Origin of the sequence: Actinomyces oris (genome assembly GCF_006546825.1) — a bacterium.
GTDB lineage: Bacteria > Actinomycetota > Actinomycetes > Actinomycetales > Actinomycetaceae > Actinomyces > Actinomyces oris.
The window spans coordinates 87,793-106,004 of the sequence record NZ_VICC01000006.1; the positions used below are offsets into that span (position 1 = coordinate 87,793).

The window sequence follows — 18,212 nt, forward strand, 5'->3', positions numbered from 1 at the left end:
CAAGTGGCGCTTGTCGATGTAGGAGAAATACTCAGAGCATGTAGCGCCTATCGTCAAGTGAGTACGCACGCCGAAGGACGCTGACGTGGTGCCCCGTCTCAAAATGTGGTCAATCGATGAGGTGGTAGAAATAGATCTGCATCAGAGTGGAGTGTTGAGACGTCAATGATTGACGTGTCTTCCTAGAAGTTTTTGGTGCCATTCTTAGGGGAGGTCTTGCTTGGTGCGCCTGAAAGGTTGGCGAAAGTTTGCTGAGTCTCCTGGTGGGGGTGTTGACGTCTTCGTGCCGTAACTAATCTGTCTGCTGGTGCTGGCCAGCTGCGTCTGCCGGCTTCGTTGTTGAATCATGCGTAGTGACGAGGAGATCGATGTGGATCAGGCGTGCTCGATCATTGTGATTGACGACCACGACATCATTGCCAAGGGCTGCCGACTGGTGTTTGAGGATGCTGGAATGCCGTGGTCGGTGCGCTGGTACGCCAGCCTGCATGACGTGGCGTGGCCCGATGGCCGGGCGCTGGTGATCCTGGATCTGCGGCTGGAGGACGGCTCGACGCCAACGCAGAACCTGCACGAGATCGAGCGGCGCGGCCTGCCCGTCATCGCCTATACGTCGGCGGAGAGCCCGATCCTGGTGCGTGAGGCCATTGCCGGGGGAGTGCTGGCGATCGTGCGCAAATCCGGGCCGTCGAGCGACCTGGTGCTGGCGATCCAGGACGCGCTGGATGGCAGGCCGAGCGCTGGCCTGGACTGGGCAGCGGCGCTGGATGCTGATGAGGACTTCGTCGTCGACTACCTGGCGCCGATTGAAGCTGACGTGTTGGCGCACTACGCAGAGGGTGAGAAGTCTGAGACGGTGGCCCGCATCCTGAACCTGTCGAAGAACACCGTCAACACCTACGTGGCGCGCATCCGAGACAAGTACCGCGCTGCTGGGCGGTCGGCTGACACTCGCGTCGACCTCTTCCGCCGGGCAGCTGAGGATGGGCTGGTGAGCTACTATGACTGACCGCCTCGGCGGGGACGCTGAGCGAGTCAGTTCCCCCGGTGAGTACCGGCTGCATGTCCGCCGTCTGGTGGCGTTGTTCGCCGGCCTCGGCGTCCTGGAGATTGGCATCCTGTCGGGCCCAACGGTCTACTTCACCGAGGGTGTGAATCCGATTGCCGCCGCCGTACTCCTGGCGCCGATAATGGTGCTGGCGGTGGTGATAGCCGGTGTAGCGGCGGGCACGATCTACCTGCGCCGCTGTGGGAGACCGCAGCGAGACCTGCTGCGCAGAGCCGACCGGTTGCTGGCCGGTCTGCTCACGGCGCTTTTTGGCGTCTATGTCGCCGTCGCCTGCGTCCTTGCTATGACGCGGCTGCTGCCGATTGCGGCGCCGGGCGACGCGCTGGCGCGGATGCACCCGATGCTGGGGTGGTACTTCGTCATCGCTGCGGCAGGTGCTGTGGTACTGACGCTGCGGTGGCGCTTCATATTCGTGGTGGCGCTGGCGCCGCTGCTGCTCATGGTCAATGCCACGGCGATCGGTGAGCTGCAGTTCGTCTCCGTAGAAGACGTCATGCTCGATATGGCAACTAACCTGGCCACCATCGGTGCACTGACTTGGCTCCTCCGACTGGCGGAGACTTCGGACACCAGCGGTGCCCAGCAGCGTGCACAGGCTGTGGAGCTGGCCGCCCACCAGGCCAGCACCCGAGCCCAGCATGAAGCCAACAGCTTCATCCACGATCACATCCTCTCCGCCTTGATCGCCGTCGCCAACGGCCTGCCCGACCGGGTCGCCCTCCGCAATAGCGCCCGCCAGGCGCTCGACTCACTCAGCGCAGGCACGGCAGTGGCCAGCCCGGTCGCCGCCAGGACACTGCTGAACGACGTTGCCGGACGGGTTGGCGTCATGGCTGGCGAAATCTGTACCGACGTCGTTCTCACCCGCGAGCACGAGATACCGCCCGAGGTAGCACAGGCGATCACCGAGGCCACGCTGGAGGCCGTGCGCAACTCACTGCGCCACGCCGGTAGCGACGACGCCCCGGTGACGCGCAGGGTGACTCTTACCAGCGACGCCTACGGTGTCACCATTGAGGTGAATGACAACGGATGCGGCTTCGATCCCGCTGTGGCGGGGTGTGGCAGACACGGCGTGTTTGGCTCGATCATCGCTCGCATGCACGACGCTGGCGGCCGTGCGACCGTTGACTCAGCACCAGGGGAAGGCACTTGCGTCACCTTGCGATGGCGACCTCTCGTGGATTCGGCCGATCCACAGCGACCCGAGCGCGATGCCGCCCAGAGCGAGGCAGCCAGCTGGGAGCGGTCGCTGTCTGCTTCCATAGAGTCCGCTGGTGCCCGTGCCATCGCCGCGGGACTTTGTCCTGGCGCATTTCATCCTGCTCGTCTACGAATGCGCCGTGCACAGCTATTGGCACTGGCCTCTAGCCGCACTGAGCTTCATTGCGCTGCTGCTCCCAACCATCTTCCTGCTCAAGACCTGGCCCGATGCTCTGCTTCCACGCTGGGTGGCGCGGTTAACTGTCGTCGTCATCGGTGCAGTCAACTTTCTCGTGCTCCCGCAGATCATCACCACCGGCTGGCCCGGCTACGCGTCCTGGTGCACCGGCGCTGGCAATGACCTGAGCTGTGGCCTGCTGATGCGCGGCCGCCCCGTGTATGCCTGGGCAGGCAGCGCAGCCACGACACTGGCCACTGCTTACTGGGTCATCTCCACCGGGCGGCCACTGTTCATGATCTTCACCTACATGCTCGGCCACTACTTCACCCTCGCCAGCTGGCACGGCGTCGCCCACCTGTCCACCCGAGCTACCACACAGATCGCCGCCACCCAGCGAGAAACCGCCCGGCTCCAGGCGCAGCAGCGCGCCCACGAAGAAGCCGACCGCATCATGACCAGCCGCATGGCCTCCGTCCGCCAACGCGTCACACCCCTCCTGACCCAGATCGCCGACGGCAAAGCACCAACGCCGAAGCTACGCAGCCAAGCGTACCTGCTCGAGGCCGAGCTGCGCGACGAGATCCGCGCCCCGTTCTTCACCGGCACCAGCATCGTGACAAGCGCCCAGGATGCCCGCCGACGCGGCACCGAAGTCATCCTCCTAGACGACTCCGGCGACACCACCACCATCGACGACCGCGCGCGGACCAACGCGGTCAACTACGTTACCAACTTCCTCGACCTCACCCAGAGCAACCGCGTCGTCATCCGCCTCAACCCACCCCGGCGCCCCACACTGCTGACCATCGTCACCGACGACACCCGATACCGACTCGACCGGCAAGGAGAGTTGATAGCCGAAAGCGTGGGTGGCCAGGTCAACTGAGCCGGGTGAAACTGTCTGAATCTGGCTGAGTGAAAACTATCGGGCCGACGTGGCGATTGGTTCCAGGTGAAGCAGCTCCTGAGTGCTGTTGAAGTCGATGATCTTGGCGATGATGTGCAAGTTCTGGCCTGCGCTGATGCTGTTTGGGATATTGTCGCCGGTGAGGTGGAGGTTGTAATATGCGCAGTTTGCAAACTGGAAGTTCGGCCCATATGCAGAATCCGTGCTGTAATCTCCGGCGTGAATGAGGAAATCAAACCTCGTCTTGTATCCATTATGGGAAGCTACATTAGCGACGTTTCCATCGAACTCAACTGTGCGTCCCTTGTATTTTGATACGAACTGTTCGACGGTGGCGGCGTCCGGCTGTGGGTTTTCAAGGAGGGCTCGGAACTCCTCGTTGTTCTCGATCGTGATGTTCGCATCGCTCGCCGTAGGAGTGGGAGAAGGTGTGGGTTCCTGTGAGGCCTCTGGGCTCTGAGGTGCCGGGGAACTGGGTGGCTGATCGGGTGCAGGTGTTGATTCAGTGTCCTCCTTCCCCTTCTTCTTAGGGAAGGTGTGGTAGCTGACAACCACTGGGGCGTCCGCAGCGAAGGAGTCACTCGTTGAGAAGGAGGTTTTGCCACCGATGGAGACCTCTTCGACTTGGCCGTCCTCTGTGAGCCATCCGAGGATCAGGTCGTCAATCTCTTTTGTGGAGACATTGGTGAACCCTGCTCCCTTGAACTGAGACACCATGTCCTGGTAGTTGCTGCTGCTTACCTCAGAAGACTCGACTGGGGCGTTGATTTTCTTGTTGGTGCCATCGCAAGCTGCAAGGGATGCGGTCAAGATGCATGCCGCCATCAAAGCAACAATTTTTCTCATGGTAGTCCTCAGGGGGCGACGTCGGCGGGGAGTCGACGTCAATTGTGTTGCCGGTCGGCAAATTTAGCCATCAGTTCGTATGGCTTTTTGGGGCCGACTTCTCGTGAGATAATGATGCCACTGTGCTTGCGGGAGGGGCAACTCTGATATTTCCACCTTTATCGTTAAATTTTACTGCCTTCATGCAGGCGTTTTAGACGCATAGCGCATCATGCTTCGTGGTGTCACTCCTCATCCCTGGCTACTTCCACCATCACGATGGTGCTGTAGGTGGTCATGCGGGTGTGGAGGCCGGGGGTGAGGTGGCTGTGGTCTTGGTAGAAGACGGTGCGCATTGGGGCGTCCTGGCCGGTGATGGATACGGCCAGGACGGCGTCGTCTGGTTCGACGGCTTGGGTGTCGGGTAGGTCGAGGGCGAGGCGGTGGCGGCGCATGGTCAGCCCGTCGCGTGAGACCTGGGGGCTGGCGATCTGCTCCAGGTCGAGCGTGAGCTCTCGTGGGCTGTTGCTGGAGGGGTAGTGCCAGACCTGGATGAGGGGGACCTTGGCGGGGAGGTCGCTGTTGGTCATCTGGTCGATGATGACCATCAGGCTGGTGCCGCTGCCGCCGAGCTGGATGCTGAGTGTCTCGGTGCCGAGTCGTCCGGCGACCTGGGCGAAGTAGACCAGGTCGCGGGCGATGATCGGCATGCCGGCGTCGCTCCAGCGGCGGGCGGTGCGTTGATCGCGCCAGTCCTGCTCGGGTGAGAGTGCTTCGGCGGTGAGCTGGAGGCGGTCAAGGACGGTGTCGGCCGGAGCGGACAGAGAAAGGGCGGCGGCTGCCGCGTTGCGGCCGCTGTGCTGGTAGCGGGCCAGCTCGCGCTGAAACAGCAAGAAGGCGTCGAGCAGGTCGTCGCCGCCGCAGACCTGCCGCAAGGTGGCGAAGGTGCTGAACTTCTGCACCGTCAGCTGCCCGTAGGTCTTGCGCAGGGCCAGCAGCTCGGTCAGGACCTGCTGCTCCAGTGCGGCACGTTGCTCGGCCTCATCCGTGGTGTCGCCTATGGGAAAGACGCCATGTGGTAGCGGGGTGACTGGCTCCGGGGGCGTGCTCATGGCCTCTATTCTCACCGACCGGTTTGGCACCGTGCTGCGCAGATGCAGCACGGTGCACTTTTCTGTCACGACACCGCCAATGGCGGCGGGTTCTCCTAGATGTGCCAGGTCAACCAGACGCCGGCGCGGCAACTGCCCTCGGGCAGTGCGGCAGGCAGATGGCGTGATCTGGGCGGCCACCGGGCCGCATGTGTCATCCCAGGCGGTGGCAGCGGAACCCGCTCCAGGGTGAGCGACTGCCCCGGCCGTCGTCTTCTCTTCCTCTCTTCTCGAAAGGACTCTTCTCATGGCTTCTACCAATCTCAGTCTCTTCTCGCCCCAGCGCACCCGGATGGGGGTGGTACTGGGCAATGGCCAGGCCCGGGTGACCCGGCGGGAGATCGAGCAGGTCGCCGCCCAGGCAGAGGTAGCCGCCCAGGCCGAGCAGGCCCGCGCCTTCCTGACCTCCCAGGTCCTGACCAACATCGCCACGCTGGTGACCCAGGCAGAGGCCCAGACCCGCATCGCCCCCGGCGGTGCCCAGTTCTACGAAGCGATCATCACGGGGTACGCCCTGGGGGCTGGGCAGCGGATCGGGCAGCTGTAGCCCCAGGGACGCCGCTTCTTCTCCTCACGCTCTTCTCTTCGCTTCCTTCTCTTTGTCTCTCATCTCTTCTCATCTTCGGAGGTTTCATCATGACGGTAATAGTCGGGATCCTGGCCCTCATTGGCCTGGCGGTGGTGGGCGCAGTCGGCTGGGCGTTCGCCCACGGGGTGCGCGATGGCCTGGCAACGTGGCGGGAGGCACCGCCGGGTGGAGTGAGTCAGCCGGTGCCCATGGGCGCACCGCCGCTCTCGCTGTCTGCCGCGCTGCCGAGCAGCTACCAGGCCGGCCAACTCGCCGGTGAGGTAGCAGCCAGCTGGCGCTCCGCACACCAGGCGGCCAGAGCAGCTGGAGCAGGCGTCCCGGCCAGCTCATCCTGGGCAGCCGCCCTGGCCATGGGTAGTGAGCTGAGCCAACAACGCCAAGAAGCAGGTCGAGCCATGCAGGCAGCCATGGCCCAGGTGCTGCAGGACAACGAGCAGGTAGTGCGGGAGGCAGCGGCGTCTACATCCACCGGCAGAGCTCACGGCACCGACGATGGTGATGACCGTGACGGCACGTCTCCTGAGGTGGTGCCGGACGGAGCGAACGGTGACGGCAACAGTGGTCAGCCGGCGGCTGGTACGGCCCGTCCCTCCTGGCCGGCTCACTCGTCCTCGCGTCGTCCGCCGCGGCCGCGCCCCAGGCGGTGCACGCAGCAGCGACCGGCGCGGTCGGACGAGCGGAAGCCGTGAGCAATCGGCTCCATTCTCTGCCCACATTCTGTGGATTCTTGCTCGCTTGTTGCAAAAACTACAGCACCGACTTTCGTAGCCACTAAGTGGCGTGTGTGTCCATTTTGTTTCCTGGGGTGGCACCACAGAAACGGCTCAAAAGCAGTGCGTGTCGCGTCGCTTGGCAATAGTGAATCCGGAGGCCTTGCAACAAACAAGTGTTCGTGGAATGTATGGGATAAGGGCAACTTGCTGCCGATGCGCGAAATAGCTGGCAGTGGGATTGCCTGGAGCAAATAGCACGTATGAACAAAAAAGGAGGGACGACATGCAGCAGACGAAACAAGCAGCCCAGCGATGTGCTGGGGGAGCCGCACCACGGCCAGGTGCGGTGGCCAGACGGGCTGGCGCAGCAGTGAGACCAGGTGCTGGCGTGCCGCGACCAGGCGGCGCTATGAGCGACGGGCCTGGTTCGGCCGGTCGGAGCAGTTCCGAGGGCACTGGCTCATCGCCCACCATCCCCGGCCTGCCCCTTGGTGGCTTTGCCACCATCCTGGTCGATCCGCCCTGGCCACTGCAGAGCGGTGAGAAGCACTACCGGACGATGAGTCTGACGCGGATTATGGCGCTGCCGGTGGGGGCGCTGGCGGCGCGAGATGCCCACCTGTGGCTGTGGACGACGAATGCCTTGCTGCCGAGGGCGTATGAGGTGGCTGAGGCCTGGGGCTTTACGGTGCGCAGCCCGCTGACCTGGGTGAAGTTCCGTCTTGGCCTGGGTGGTCGCTACCAGCTGCGTAATGCCACCGAGCAGCTGCTGTTCTGCACCCGGGGGAGAGCCCCGCTGGGCTCGCGCTCCCAGCCGACCTGGTTCAACGCGCCCGTTACGGAGCACTCACGCAAGCCGGCTGAGCAGTTCGCCATTATCGAGCGGGTCAGCCCTGGGCCGTACCTGGAGCTGTTCGCCCGCCGCAGGCCAGAGTCGAACCAGCCCTGGGCGGTGTGGGGAGACCAAGTGGACTCCGACATCCGCATCCCCGGCTTTGCTGTGCCGCGCTACAGCGAGCGGGCGAACGAGGCAGACGCCGAGACAACGACCACAGCAGCGGAGCGGACGGAACCGGCACAGACGGCGGTGGCTGATGCGTCCCGTGGCGATGACAGAGATGACAGTGCGGGCGGTAATGGCAAGGAGGTAACGCGATGAGTCGGTCGTGGCAAGACAAGTACCCAATTTGCAGCCTTCGAGGAGATGGTGATGATGAGCGATTCGAGGCATTCGCTTGCTGGCAGTCTGCTGCGATGCGGCGTCGGTCTGCTCCTGATCGCGATGGGGCTGAGGTGGATCGTCGCCATCGTGCAAAGCAGCTGGCCCTGGCTCGTCGGGCTGCTCGCCGTGAGCGCCGCCGCCTGGCTGGCAGTGCGCTGGTGGCGCAGCCGACGGGAGTGGTGAGGGAGCCGCTCAGAAGCGAGGGACAGACGGATCGGTGTCGTCAGGTGGGCCAGGCTGAGCAGTGCTCGAGTTGGCCCGTTGACGACAAGACACAGCGAGCACGTTCCCGTCGGCGTCGCAGTCCTCATCCCACTAGCGGTGACCAGAGCGAACACCTTCCCACCAGGAGGCACTCATGATGGCCCTGCATGCCGGTGGTCGCCCTGGTTCATCGCGGCGGGTGCGGCTGGTGCCGGTGCGGCAAAGCGGCATGGATCACCGGGCGGTGGCGCGGATCGTGCTGGCAATGGCGCGGCAGATGGCGACAGATGAGGCTGTGGAGCCAGAGGTTGATGGGGCGGTGTCCTCAGGTGCGGGGGTCTGCGTGAGGCGTGAGCGTGTCTCCTCGGTGGGGCGCTGTGCTGCGAATGAGTCCGTGTCGGCATCGCCTAGTGGTTGCTTGGCAGGACGGTGTACTCACCAGCGTCATGAGGGCGCTCACCACTTGGCTCATGGCACCTCTGCCGCCGGTTCCCACGCCGTGCCGGATCGCACCGGTGCGGCTGAGTCCGGTGAGACCGCGGCTGCTCCCTCCTCCACGTCGGGAGGCGCTCCGTGATGGCCCGTCCCACTCACCCCCTGGTGTGGCACCAACTCCGCTTTGCCTTGCCGCTCGCGCAGGACGCGGCGGTCGGTCTGGTGGAGCGCATCCTGGCAGATAGCTCGCTGGGGCGGGTGGTGCTGGAGCTGCGGGCCTCGGGTGGTCAGGCGGTCTGGGCGGTGGGGTCGAGCGGGGGTGAGCGGTTGGTCTCGGTGGTGCGGGAGCTGGTGCCGGGGTGCCGGGTGTCGCGTGGCTTCTCGCGGCGGGCGGTGAGCCAGGCGGTGGTGGTGTCAGCCCGCCCGGTCGGGGCGGGACTGGCGACGGAGCGCCTAAGCGCGGTGGTACGGGCTGTCCTGGCGGCACTGGCGGTGACGGCTGAGGGGGAGGAGCTGGTGGTTCAGCTGCAGCTGGGGCGGCGCTTCTCGCCGCAGGTGCTGGGGCGGGTGGAGCCGCAGGGCTGGCTGGAGCTGCTCGGCCTTGTTCCGATTCCATCTCTTAGTGGTGAGCGGGGTAGGCGGCTAAAGGCACAGGTGGGGCGGCATCGGGCGGCGGTGTGCCTCCGCCTGGGGGTGCGGGCGGCCTCGCCGCTGCGCCAGCGGACGCTGCTGCAGGGGCTGCTGGGGGCGCTGCGCCTGCTGGAAGGCCCAGGGGTGCGGCTGCGCGCCCGCACGGAGCACCCCGCCAAGCTTAACGGGGTGCGGCGGCCGTGGCGGTCTGGATTGGAGCTTGGTGCAGGAGAGATTGTGGCGATGGCGGGCTGGCCTATTGGTGAGCTGCCGCTACCGCTGCTGGGTAGTGGGCACCCGCGCCTGGTGGCCCCGCCGCCGGAGGTGGCGTCTGGCTCGTCTCAGCGCGTCGTCGGGGCCAGCGCGGTGCCGGGCGAGGCCGGGCTGGTGCGCTTGCCGATTACCGATGCGGTGTACCACACGCATCTGCTGGGGCCGACTGGTGTGGGTAAGTCGACGGTGCTGCTCGCGTTGGCGCTGGCTGATGCTGCTGAGGGCCGGGGCCTGCTCCTGCTCGACCCCAAAGGCGACTTGGCGACGGACTTCGTCGCGCGCCTGCCCCAGGAACGGGCGGGTGACGTGGTGGTGCTGGATCCGACCAATCCCTGCCCGGTGGGGTTTAACCCGCTGGCGGGGCCGCCGGAGCTGGCGGTGGTGACGGCCGAGGCGGTGCTGGGGGTGCTGGCCGAGCTGTTTCGCGACAGCTGGGGCATCCGCACTGCCGATGTGCTCTCCGCCGCGTTGTTGACGTTGGCGCGCATCCCGCAGGCGACGCTGGTGTGGCTGGTGCCGCTGCTGACCAATCCGGCCTTCCGACATCGGGTACTGGCACTGGCTCCACCCGATCCTTTGGGGACGGATGTCTTCTGGCAAGGCTACGAGGCCAAGCCGGTGCGGACCCAGGCGGTGGAGGTCGCCCCGGTGCTCAACAAGCTGCGCCAGCTGATGCTGCGCCCAGGCTTGCGGGCGATGCTGGGCCAGGCCCAGCCCCGCTTCGGGCTGACGGATCTGCTGGAGCGCCGACGCATCGTGGTGGTCAACCTCAACCAGGGCCTGCTCGGGCCCGGAGCGGCCCGCTTGCTGGGGACCCTGCTGATCTCGCAGCTGTGGCAGCACCTGCTGGCGCGCCAAGCAGAGCCGCCTGAGCGGCGGCAGATCATCAGCGTGTATATCGATGAGGTCCAGGCCTTCCTGGCGGGGCTGCCCGGTAGCCTGGCCGACGCCCTGGCCCAGGCCCGGTCACTGGGCGCAGCCTTCCACCTAGCGCACCAGTACCGCGGCCAGCTGAGCACCGAGATGATCCAGGCGGTGGAGACCAACACGCGCTCCAAGGTGTACTTCGCCTTGTCGGCTACCGATGCGGCTGCGGCGGCTCGGTTGGCTCCGGAGCTGGAGGCGGCTGACTTCCAGCTGCTTGCCCAGTACCAGGCCTACGCCACCGTCATGCACCACGGGCACCGCTCGGGCTGGTTCTCCCTGGCCACTCGGCCTGCCCCGCCAGCGGTGCGCGACCCAGCCCTGCTCTACGCCGCCAGCCACGCCCGCTACGGCATCCCAGCCGAGCAGACCGAAGCCGAGCTCATCGCCCTCACCAGCGGCAGCGCACCCAGCGCCGCCGAAGCGAACGAGCAACGCAACCCGACGACGGCGCTACCGGACACGACCACTGTCGCCACTGATGTCACTAGTAACGGGCCTGGTGACGAGGCGGCCGGTGAGCTGAAACCCGCCACCCCGGATGAGTCTGGCCCAGACGGCACCAGCAACAGAACTGAGTCTCAGCCTGGTCGGTCCCGTCCCGCGATTGGCCGCAGGAGGCGACCATGACACCACTGGTACGCAACCACAAGACTTTGAGCTGCCGCTGTTACAGGCGACGTACATACCGTGATGGCAGCGATGTTGGCCTGCGAACCACTGGGCGGGGGCGTCGTCTCGGTGGACGCATCGGTCGACGCACCGCTGCACCGAAGCAGTTCCCTAAGCGGCGGAAGCTCGGCCTTTTGTGGTCGTTTGTGGCGGTGACTGACCCCACCTGGTGTGGTCACGTCTGGCCCGGCGGAGGCGGCCAGCGATGAACCGGTCACCCACCATTGCAGCGGCCCGGTTCTCATCGCTGGTGCCCCCGCCGATCCATCCGATGCAGGCGCGCCTGCTCGCCCTGGTGGCCGCCCACCGCTTCGCCACCACCACGCAGCTGTCTCGGCTGACCGCCCTGGAGTACGCCTCACCGGCCTCGGCCCTGCGCCAGACGCAGCGCCACCTGGCCAGCCTGGCCCAGCAGCGCCTCCTGACGAACCTGGAGCGACGGGTCGGTGGCTGGCAGGGCGGCTCAGCCGTGACCATCTGGGCCGCCACCACTCGGGGCCAGCGGCTTGTGGCGGCAGACGAGGGTGAGGGGGAGGTGCCGCGGCGGCAGCGACCCCGCGAGGTGTCGACCACCTTCCTGGACCACCTCCTCGCGATAACCGAAGTGCGCACCAGCATCGAGGAGGCCGTCCGCCAGGAAGCGGATACCGAGGCGGCGGTGGCCTTGGAGCCGGAGTGCTGGCGCACTGCGCTCAGCCCCAGCGGCCAGGTGCAGGTGCTGCGCCCCGACCTGGCCGTGACCATCACCAGCCCGGCCTATGAGGACTGCTACCTCATCGAGGTCGACCGGGCTACCGAGAACCCCGGCCGTGTCATCGCCACCTGCTGGCGTTACCAGGAACACCAAGCCCAGGCCAGCGACGGCGGCGTCTTCCCCCTGGTGGTCTGGCTGGTCCCCACCGACCGCAGACGCCACCGCCTGGAGCAAGCCATCGCCCACAGCACCGGCCTGCTACGCGACCTCTTCCGCGTCATCCGCCTCGACCAGCTGCCCACCCTGATCCACGGCGGCCCCGCCGCCATCCCCACCCCACAGGCCAGCGACCAGGTGGGCCAGTAAACCAGAGAACGTACCTTTCTGAGCGGCACCACAAAACACCAGCATCCCAGTTAGTGAGGGGAAACATGGAGAGGAGTGAGGCGAGTATTGCGCACAGCAGACAACCACCAAGTCGAAGCCCAAGTGGAAGGTCTCGGATTGCCGCCAGCGGTCAAGCGAAAACCGGACTGGACTTTTCCGTCCATCTGAGCGTCAATAGAAAGAGGAGAAACACAAAACAGTGAAATAGCAATATATATGACGAGAGGAGGACACCGATGACAACACAAACCAGAACGAACGCACGAGATGAGCGCCCGGCGGTGCTGGAGGAGGTGCCGGCCATCGCGCTGGACAGCCTGGCAGGCACTGGGCCGATCGCCATCTTCTACGGCGCGGCCCGCTACCCCTTCGAGCTGGCCCGGCAACGGGAGCTGATCACCGCCTACGCCGACGCGATGGGCCTCAACCTGGTCACCGAGTTCCACGACCGACAGACGCGCCAGGACGGTCTGAGCATGCTGCTCGATGCCTGCCAGCGCGGTGGTGTGGAGTACGTCATCACGGCGAGTTGGCCCACCCCCAACCTCACCACCGCTGAAGCAGACGCGGTAGCCGAGCAGCTCGCCCAAGCCGGCACCCACCTGGTCTGCCTCAACACCTGGCACCCGGGCGACGGCACCCCACCAGCCTGGTGGAACGACGAAGAAGGCGCACAGATCCGACAGCTCGACGCACTCAGAGAGCACGAGCGCAGACAGCGTGAGCAGACCAGTGAACCGACCGAATCCAGCAAGGAGGTGCACCATGCCTGACGCACTCGCCCCCGATCCCTTCACCGCCATGGCGGCACAACTGACTCCCAAGCGCGCTGTCTCATACATCCGCGTCTCTACTCGGGAGCAGGCCCAGCGCGGCGGCAGTGAGGAAGGCTTCTCCTTGCCGGCTCAGCGGGAGGCGAATAAGCGCAAGGCCCAGTCGATGGGCGCGCTGGTGGTTAAGGAGTTTGCCGACCGCGGTGAGTCGGCTCGTAGTGCGAACCGCCCTGAGCTGCAGAAGATGCTGGCTTACCTTAAGGAAGACGGTGGGATCGACTACGTCATCGTCCACAAATTAGATCGCCTGGCCCGTAACCGGGCGGACGATGTGGAGATTAACCGGGCGTTCGAGGAGGCGGGTGTACGGCTGGTGTCGACCAGCGAGAACATCGACCAGACGCCAGGCGGCATGCTCTTGCATGGCATCATGAGCTCCATCGCTGAGTTCTACTCCCGCAACCTGGCTAATGAGGTCATCAAGGGAATGGGCGAGAAAGCCAGGAATGGCGGGACGCTGGGTAAGGCACCGCTGGGGTATGTGAACGTACGGGGGCGGGATGAGCATGGGCGGGAGGTCCGGACGGTCGAGCTCGACCAGCAGCGTGCTCCCCTGCTTCGTCTCGCCTTCTCCGAGTACGCCACCGGCAACTGGACAGTCAGTCAGCTGGCCAAGCACTTGGCAGGGCTGGGGCTGGATGTGCCAGCGACGCCGAGCAAGCCGGCCCGTCCCATCACCAAGGGGCGGCTGCATACGTTGCTGCGGCACCCGTACTACAAGGGTGTGGTGCAGTTCCAGGGTGTGGAGTATGCGGGTAAGCACGAGCCGCTGGTGGATGAGGAGACGTGGCAGGCGGTGCAGGCTGTGTTGGGCTCCCATCGCAGTGGCGAGCGGGAGCGGATGCATAACCATTTCCTGAAGAGCACGGTGGTGTGTGGGCAGTGTGGTAGTCGGCTGCTGGTGCAGAACACGAAGAATGGTAAGGGGGTGCTGTATCCCTACTTTATTTGCGCGAGGCGGCAGCGGCTGCATGACTGTTCCTTTAAGGCGGTGCTCATCGAGGTGGTGGAGGCGCAGATGCAGGAGGTGTATCGCCAGTTGTTTGTGAGTGAAGCGGATCGGCGGGAGATTGAGCGGTATCTGCTGGCGGAGCTGGCGCGGATTGAGGGGGAGAAGGATCGAAGCGTTCGGTCGCTGACGGTGCGGCGGACGAACCTGGAGGATGAGCGGCGTCGGCTGTTGCAGGCGCACTATGCGGGGGCGGTGCCGCTGGAGCTGCTCAAGGAGGAGCAGGATCGGTTGGGGCGAGAGCTTGCGGGGATTCAGCGTCAGCTTGATGCCTACCAGGCAGATGCAAAGCTGGTGCGGGCGCATGTTGAGCAGGCGCTGGATCTACTGGAGGACTGCTACCGGCTGTATATGGCGGCACCGGATCACTTGAGGAAGCAGCTGAACCAGGTGTTCTTCGAGCGGGTGCTGGTCAATCCAGCGGTAGATGAGGACGGCCGGGTCATCTTGCCTGGCGACGGTGGTGATGACGGGGCTGGCGGAGAGTTGCTGGATGCGGACGATGGTGTGAGTGGTGCTGGTGGAGAGGGTGATGAGCAGGAGCCTGGTGAGTGTGAGCCGGACGACGCTGGTGATGAGCCAACGCGTCGAGCCGATGAGGCGCCCTACTCTGTCCGTGTGGCGGACACCGGTAGCGATGTCTGCCTGGAAGCACGACTCAACCGGCCGTTCGACCAGCTGGCCAGCGCACGACTCCGGGCTGTGGCACGGATTGCTGCCCTACGAAAATCGCCCACCTCGATGGGAGGTGGGCGACGGTCCTCGGCCGAGACGGCTACAGGGGCTGCTTCTCAGGGTGAGGGTTTGTATAGCGATGCTGTGGTGCCTCCGGCGGGACTCGAACCCGCACGCCCGTAGGCAGCGACTTTTAAGGTCGCGGTGTCTACCGATTCCACCACGGAGGCAGGACGCGCCTCAATATTTGAGTAAAAGAGGCGTCAGTACAACTCCGCACCATCGACTCTAACAACCTGATGGTGCTGCTGGACTTCCGAAGGAAGTTGGCCGCCGGTGAGGGCGGCCAGGTGTGCACCGGCCCCAATGTAGCGCATCCGCCGGCTACTGACGGGTCGGATGGCACGGTGGGCGATGCCGACGAGTCTGGAGCCTCTCCCGAGCTAGATGCGGCAGAGTCAGAAGGTGAGCCCCTGCAACGACGATGCACCGCACCGGCCACTAGCGTGGGGGAGCGGCCGAACGGTGAGAGTGATGCGCCCGACACAGCGTCACGGTCGCCGCGCAAGGTTGGCCGCATCAAGCAGACGAAGTTCCGGCCGCTCACGCCCGAGCAGCGCCAGCAGGTGGTCGACCTGTACCGCGCCGGCGTCCCCGTCAAGGAGATCGTCCGGCAGACGGGTGTCAACCGCTCAACGGTCTACCGGCTGCGTGGGCAGGCAGGACTGGAACGCAACCACCACTTCACCGACGACGACCGTGCCCAGGCGATCCACCTTCGCCAGCAAGGCCTGACCATCGCTGAGATTGCCAAGCGGCTGGGCTTCAGCAGCATGACCATCGGGCGTCACCTGGCGGCTGCTCGCGAGGACTGACGAGAGCGGCGGTGAGCGTGGTGCCGCCATCGTCGAAGAGCGCCCAGAGCCAGCTGGGGCGCCGAATAGTCTTTGCCACCGAGTGGATCAAGTTCGCTATGCGGCGACTGGCACCCCATCCCTAGAGAAGGCCGACAACAGCGCCATTACATAAAGAAGGGGCTTCGATGGTTATGAGTCCGAGTCTTGCCTCGACTGCTCCTCCGCAAACGCCCTGAGGTCAACCAGCATTTGCGTTGCTTCGGTAATGAGTCGTGCGATGTACTCCTGTGGCGTATCATTCCCGAGTTCTTCCTCGAGATAGGCCTGCCCACTGCTGCCTGACGAATGTGCCGCAATGCGTGAACGCATCCTCTGGATTCTTTGCAGAAGACGGACGTCGCGCTCGGTATGTTGGTATGACTGAGCCTCTAAGAACTTTCTGAGTTTAGCGATCCCTTTATCGTTCTTTGTGTCCGAAAGGTACGAGGCCAACTTTCTCTCGTTGAGATAATCTACTAAGACAAGTGCGAGGTTGATCGACTGTGCGCGCAGTTCTGCGTCGGTGTCATTGACGGGGATGCGCAGACGCTGAAGCACGCCAGCGTCCGGCCCTTCTGCCTTGCGATGGAGCCGCCATCCCCAGTGCTTGTCCCAAGAACTCTGTAGTTGGTTGTACGCTAGTTTAAAGCAGTGTTCTGGGTTCTTGCTGTTGGTTGGCTGATTAAGGAATGCCCGACGAAAAGCTACTTCACTCATTTTCTGTGTCGGAGGAACATTATAGGCAAGCCAATGAGTCCAGTGCTCGGATGGGATATCTCGACCAATGTCTCCAAGAAACACTGATATGACGTCGAAGAACTCATTGTCTATTTTAACGCCCCACAGGTAGGAACACGATAGGTACCCGTCACTCACCGTGTACAGCTCGGAATCATCATAGTATCTTTGGAGTACTTCTCGTTTAAAGAACACGGGCGTGAGGTAAGGAGGTGCGTCCGGATTCTTGCCGAAGTAGTTGGCAAGACGATCTGGATCGCATGTGTACTTGACTGGCTTGCCGTGGTCGTCTTCACCGATGATGAACTCTGGATAGTCTGCAGGATCAGCCTCGTCCCAAGGCCAGATTCCGCAGGTGTCTTGGGGTGGAGCGGGAATAATTCGTTTTGCTAACACTCGAGAGAAGACTCGTCTCTCTTCTCCTGATATCTGACCAACATTCAACGAGGCAAAAAGTAGGTCGATGTTGCTGTGGCCCTCAAACTCGAGATCGGAGAACTTGCTCGAGTTTTCGTTGCATGGCATGAAAGTAACGGAATCGACCAATAGAACTGCATCGAGTTGTCGCGCAGCCATGTAGCGCTTTAGTATGGGTGTCCGAACTTCAATCCTATCGTCTTGGAATCTGATGGCAAGATCTGTTGAACCGTCATTTTTGACTTCGTAGTAGTTGCCGGACTTTGGGTCCTGCCATAGGTTCATCAGGAGTCTGAATTCTTCGGACACTATCCAAGCATCTGGTACAACGCCGTGAAATTGGTGAAAGATAACCAATGGTTCGAAATCTGGCAGTTTATTGCTTCTCGTGTACGATATTTCGCCTCCACTAGTTGCAAATCCAGGAAATCCGTCACCCTTCGTGAAGTCCCAGCCGGCGTCTGAAAGAATTTTGTTGCGCATTCTTGGCTGAGCAAACGCCATGTAGCGACCGCCGTTGTTCTCATTGTCGAGATGCCAGTCGTCGTACACGACTGTCCATGGGCCATCGCCGTTGGTGAAGGCCGATTTGATCGTCCGCTCTTGCTTGAGCCGATCCCGTATCTGCTCATGTTCGTCGTCGTCCAGTTCGCTGTGCTTTGTCATGATGATTCCTTTAAATCAGTTGCGCTTTGCCCGGATAACGCGTTGTGTGTGGGAGGAATGTCTGTCTTTGCAATATCTTCAACTGCTTCGCCAATCACTGATTCTTCTATTATACGAGATTTGTGCGGAAATGTAGCGGCCTTCAGGGCTATTGTGCTGGAAATGATCTTGTTCGCGTCCGACTGTTTTGTCTGACTGCCTGAACCAGGGGCACCAGCACTTTTCGCAGCGCCGATAAGTCGTCATTGTCGGTGCGAGACGTTTGCGTTGATATGCGACGTGTTGTGTGATGTGATGGCCGCATTTGCAAACTGGCTCTATGGTTAAGAGTTGTTTTCTGCGGTTGATCCGTGTCTTCTTGCCGAGCACGACACTCCCATCGCCGAGGAGAGCATATGGTACGAGTGGTAATGGCCCGCCTGGCCTGTTCTTGTCCACCCATTCATAGTATCTTTTCCTGATTGCATCTCGACCTTCAAGTTTGTAGGCAGGAAGTCTGTTGCACGATGGAAGTGGCTGTGGAACGACAAAGTATAGATTTCGGCCAGGTTCGCAGTTTTTATTGACTACAGCCGATGCAGTGCGGGTAGATAGTGACTCTCTTAGATTTCTTTTTGAACTAAAGCGTTTAGTAAGTATAGATCGCAGCGGCCGTATTTTTGCTGGCATGGAGCCGATTGTGGCGATGTGGTGGTCGATAGACCCGAAGTTAGTGACATGAACACAAAAGCCTTCATTGTCCGTCGTTGGTTCAAGGAGAAGGCGTAGCCCTTTTGGTAAGAAATATCCTTTTATAGCTCTCCATATTCCATAGCAGATGGATGATAGCCCAAAGATCGTGCTGACAATCGTGGCCCAGTTGGCGGCTGTATTCAGCATGACCGTCCTGTCTGCTTTGG

General features: G+C 63.0%; 15 protein-coding genes and 1 tRNA gene. 12 read left to right on the forward strand and 4 right to left on the reverse strand.

The annotated features are described in order from the left end of the window. Positions 1 to 346: 346 nt before the first annotated feature. Genes FK267_RS07895 through FK267_RS07905 form a run of 3 tightly spaced genes read left to right on the forward strand, consistent with a single transcriptional unit; the run spans position 347 to position 3,339 of the window. Positions 347 to 1,009 carry a helix-turn-helix transcriptional regulator gene (locus tag FK267_RS07895; RefSeq protein WP_141406877.1) on the forward strand — a complete coding sequence of 221 codons (663 nt, stop codon included), beginning with the start codon at positions 347 to 349 and terminating at the stop codon, positions 1,007 to 1,009. Then, positions 1,002 to 2,633, forward strand: a complete 1,632-nt coding sequence (locus FK267_RS07900) for a sensor histidine kinase (protein WP_141406878.1) — start codon at positions 1,002 to 1,004, stop codon at positions 2,631 to 2,633. Before FK267_RS07895 ends, FK267_RS07900 begins: the two co-directional genes overlap by 8 nt. Continuing rightward, a complete protein-coding gene (locus tag FK267_RS07905; protein WP_141406879.1) occupies positions 2,566 to 3,339 on the forward strand; it encodes a hypothetical protein in 774 nt (257 codons plus the stop codon). The genes FK267_RS07900 and FK267_RS07905 overlap by 68 nt, the downstream gene beginning before the upstream one ends. A gap of 36 nt (positions 3,340 to 3,375) precedes the next feature. On the opposite strand, the gene FK267_RS07910 is transcribed toward FK267_RS07905, so the two are convergent. Further along, the gene (locus FK267_RS07910) at positions 3,376 to 4,206 is read right to left on the reverse strand and encodes a DUF4839 domain-containing protein (protein WP_141406880.1); all 831 of its coding nucleotides are present in this window, start codon (positions 4,204 to 4,206) and stop codon (positions 3,376 to 3,378) included. Positions 4,207 to 4,430: 224 nt separating this feature from the next. Beyond that, positions 4,431 to 5,297 (reverse strand): hypothetical protein, encoded by an 867-nt coding sequence (locus tag FK267_RS07915; RefSeq protein WP_141406881.1) that lies wholly within the window; start codon positions 5,295 to 5,297, stop codon positions 4,431 to 4,433. 286 nt (positions 5,298 to 5,583) lie between these two features. Here FK267_RS07915 and FK267_RS07920 point away from each other — a divergent pair, with 286 nt between their 5' ends. From FK267_RS07920 to FK267_RS07955, 8 genes are all read left to right on the forward strand, one after another. Continuing rightward, entirely contained in the window at positions 5,584 to 5,883 is a 300-nt protein-coding gene (locus FK267_RS07920; RefSeq protein ID WP_009233120.1) for a hypothetical protein, read from the forward strand. 89 nt (positions 5,884 to 5,972) lie between these two features. After that, positions 5,973 to 6,614, forward strand: coding sequence for a hypothetical protein (locus FK267_RS07925; protein WP_141406882.1), 642 nt, complete (start codon positions 5,973 to 5,975; stop codon positions 6,612 to 6,614). A gap of 433 nt (positions 6,615 to 7,047) precedes the next feature. Then, positions 7,048 to 7,797 (forward strand): MT-A70 family methyltransferase, encoded by a 750-nt coding sequence (locus FK267_RS07930; protein ID WP_232622568.1) that lies wholly within the window; start codon positions 7,048 to 7,050, stop codon positions 7,795 to 7,797. 54 nt (positions 7,798 to 7,851) lie between these two features. After that, on the forward strand, positions 7,852 to 8,043 hold the full coding sequence (locus FK267_RS07935; RefSeq protein ID WP_232622569.1) for a hypothetical protein: 192 nt from the start codon (positions 7,852 to 7,854) through the stop codon (positions 8,041 to 8,043). A gap of 597 nt (positions 8,044 to 8,640) precedes the next feature. After that, entirely contained in the window at positions 8,641 to 10,956 is a 2,316-nt protein-coding gene (locus FK267_RS07940) for a type IV secretory system conjugative DNA transfer family protein (RefSeq protein WP_269781168.1), read from the forward strand. A gap of 247 nt (positions 10,957 to 11,203) precedes the next feature. Beyond that, positions 11,204 to 12,058, forward strand: coding sequence for a replication-relaxation family protein (locus tag FK267_RS07945; RefSeq protein ID WP_141406884.1), 855 nt, complete (start codon positions 11,204 to 11,206; stop codon positions 12,056 to 12,058). 257 nt (positions 12,059 to 12,315) lie between these two features. Further along, positions 12,316 to 12,852 (forward strand): recombinase family protein, encoded by a 537-nt coding sequence (locus FK267_RS07950; RefSeq protein WP_141406885.1) that lies wholly within the window; start codon positions 12,316 to 12,318, stop codon positions 12,850 to 12,852. Further along, positions 12,845 to 14,779, forward strand: coding sequence for a recombinase family protein (locus FK267_RS07955; RefSeq protein WP_141406886.1), 1,935 nt, complete (start codon positions 12,845 to 12,847; stop codon positions 14,777 to 14,779). Before FK267_RS07950 ends, FK267_RS07955 begins: the two co-directional genes overlap by 8 nt. Here the strand turns inward: FK267_RS07955 and FK267_RS07960 are convergent. Further along, positions 14,742 to 14,826 (reverse strand) — tRNA-Leu (locus FK267_RS07960). The two genes, FK267_RS07955 and FK267_RS07960, sit on opposite strands and share 38 nt — an antisense overlap. A gap of 72 nt (positions 14,827 to 14,898) precedes the next feature. Between FK267_RS07960 and FK267_RS13655 the strand changes: the two genes are divergently transcribed. Continuing rightward, positions 14,899 to 15,471, forward strand: coding sequence for a helix-turn-helix domain-containing protein (locus FK267_RS13655; protein ID WP_232622571.1), 573 nt, complete (start codon positions 14,899 to 14,901; stop codon positions 15,469 to 15,471). Between the two features lie 171 nt (positions 15,472 to 15,642). Here FK267_RS13655 and FK267_RS07970 read toward each other — a convergent pair whose 3' ends face one another. Then, on the reverse strand, positions 15,643 to 17,313 hold the full coding sequence (locus tag FK267_RS07970) for a hypothetical protein (protein WP_141406887.1): 1,671 nt from the start codon (positions 17,311 to 17,313) through the stop codon (positions 15,643 to 15,645). Between the last annotated feature and the right edge of the window lie 899 nt (positions 17,314 to 18,212).